The following is a 1784-nucleotide window of genomic DNA, read 5'->3' as shown; positions in this document are numbered from 1 at the left end:
ACGCCGAAATGTGCATGATGGCCGCCGACACCATGGAAGCGCTCGGCATCCCGCGCGGCAGCTACATGGTGAAGGTGAATAACCGCAAGGTGCTTGACGGCATCCGCGAAGCGCAAGGCATCGACAGCGACGCGCAGTGGCTCACCGTGATGCGCGCGATCGATAAGGCCGACAAGTTTCCGATCAAGGATATCATCTTACTACTTGGCGCCGGTCGTTGGGACGGCGGCGAGGAAGGCAAAGGCGACTTCACCAACGGCGCCGGCCTGAACGACACGCAGATCCAGGCGATCATCAGCTTCACCGGTGACAAGGATGCCGGCGTCAGCACCCAGGGCGCCGACAACCAGGCGACGGTCGCCAACATGCGGGCGCGGGTCGAAGGTTCGAAGACCGGCGGCGACGGCGTCGCCGAACTCGCCACCATCGCGGAGCTGGCGGAAGCCGGCGGCTATGGCGATTGCATCCGCATCGATCCTTCCGTCGTCCGCGGCCTCGAGTACTACACGGGCCCGGTGTACGAGGTCGAACTGCTGCTCGAGACCAAGGACGAAAAGGGCCGCCCAATTCGGTTCGGCTCGGTCGGCGGCGGCGGGCGCTATGACGGTCTGGTGTCGCGCTTCCGCGGCGAGCCGGTGCCGGCGACCGGATTCTCGATCGGGGTGTCGCGGCTGCAGGCGGCGCTGACGCTGATCGGCCAGCTCGACAACAAGCCGCAGCCCGGCCCCGTGGTGGTCACCGTGTTCGGCGGCGAGATCGCCGGCTACCAGAAGATGGTCGCCACGCTTCGCAAGGCCGGCATCCGCGCCGAATTGTACTTGGGCAATCCCAAGCATTCGCTCGGCCAGCAGATGAAATACGCCGACAAGCGCAACTCGCCCTGCGCGATCATCCAAGGCTCGGACGAGAAGCAGCAGGGTATCGTGCAGATCAAGGACCTGATCCTGGGCGCCGAACTGGCGTCGCTGGAGAAGGACCGCGACGAGTACTTGAAGAAGCAGGCCGAGGCGCAGTTCTCCTGCAAGGAGGATGAGCTGGTCGCCAAGGTGCAGGAGCTGCTGCAGCGCCGCGGGGTGAGCTGGAGTTAGTCGTCATTCCGGGGCGCTCGCGCAGCGAGCGGCCCCGGAATCCCGAAACTCAGGGCACCATGAGATTCCGGGTTCGCGCGATGCGTGCCCCGGAATGACAACAACAACAAAGACCAAGCAAAACGGGAGAAACCACCGATGCCCGAGATCACCGTCAACATGGCCGCTGGCCGCACCGATGAGCAGAAGGCCGGGATGATGCGCGACATCACCCAGGCGCTGGTGACGCATCTTGGCGTCGCCGCCGAAGACGTGGTGATTCAGATCAACGAAGCTCCGCTCACCAACAAAATGAAGGGCGGCAAGACCTTCGTCGAGCGCAAGGCGGCGCAGGGCAAGTAGGTCATTCTGTCCCATCCGTCGTCATTCCGGGGCGCTCACGACGTGAGCGAACCCGGAATCTCGCGCTGTTGAATGGTTGGCTGATCACTTCGGGATTCCGGGTTCGCCGCTCGCGCGGCGCGCCGGAATGACGAGAGTGCGGCGGGGCAATTAGCAAGGAAGACTGCGATGGACGCACGCGACTTCATCACCGTCGGCATGAGCGCCGAGCGGCTGACCACGGTGACGCAGGACATCACCGTGCAGCACTTCGTGCCGTCGATGCCGGCGGTGTTCGCGACCCCGATGATGATCCTGGTGATGGAAATGACCTCGGGCGACGCGATCGCGCCGAAGCTTCCCCAAGGCTGGGTG

General features: G+C 64.3%; 3 protein-coding genes. All 3 read left to right on the top strand.

Annotated elements, in window-relative coordinates:
• A partial coding sequence (locus DYI24_RS25995; protein ID WP_164574359.1) for an ATP phosphoribosyltransferase regulatory subunit occupies window positions 1-1088 on the top strand: 1088 nt, incomplete at its 5' end.
• A gap of 138 nt (window positions 1089-1226) precedes the next feature.
• A complete protein-coding gene (locus tag DYI24_RS25990; protein ID WP_011156741.1) occupies window positions 1227-1430 on the top strand; it encodes a tautomerase family protein in 204 nt (67 codons plus the stop codon).
• A gap of 168 nt (window positions 1431-1598) precedes the next feature.
• The coding region (locus DYI24_RS25985; RefSeq protein WP_502706380.1) for a thioesterase family protein at window positions 1599-1784 on the top strand (186 nt) is incomplete at its 3' end.

Source organism: Rhodopseudomonas sp. BR0C11, assembly GCF_010820945.1.
GTDB lineage: Bacteria > Pseudomonadota > Alphaproteobacteria > Rhizobiales > Xanthobacteraceae > Rhodopseudomonas > Rhodopseudomonas palustris_H.
The sequence above is the reverse complement of the archived record's forward strand: the minus strand, read 5'-3'. Positions and strand labels throughout refer to the sequence as shown.

What these genes read in the sequence shown, in the direction of transcription:
- DYI24_RS25990 (WP_011156741.1), top strand. Translation starts at nt 1,227, where the DNA reads ATGCCCGAGATCACCGTCAACATGGCCGCTGGCCGCACCGATGAGCAG.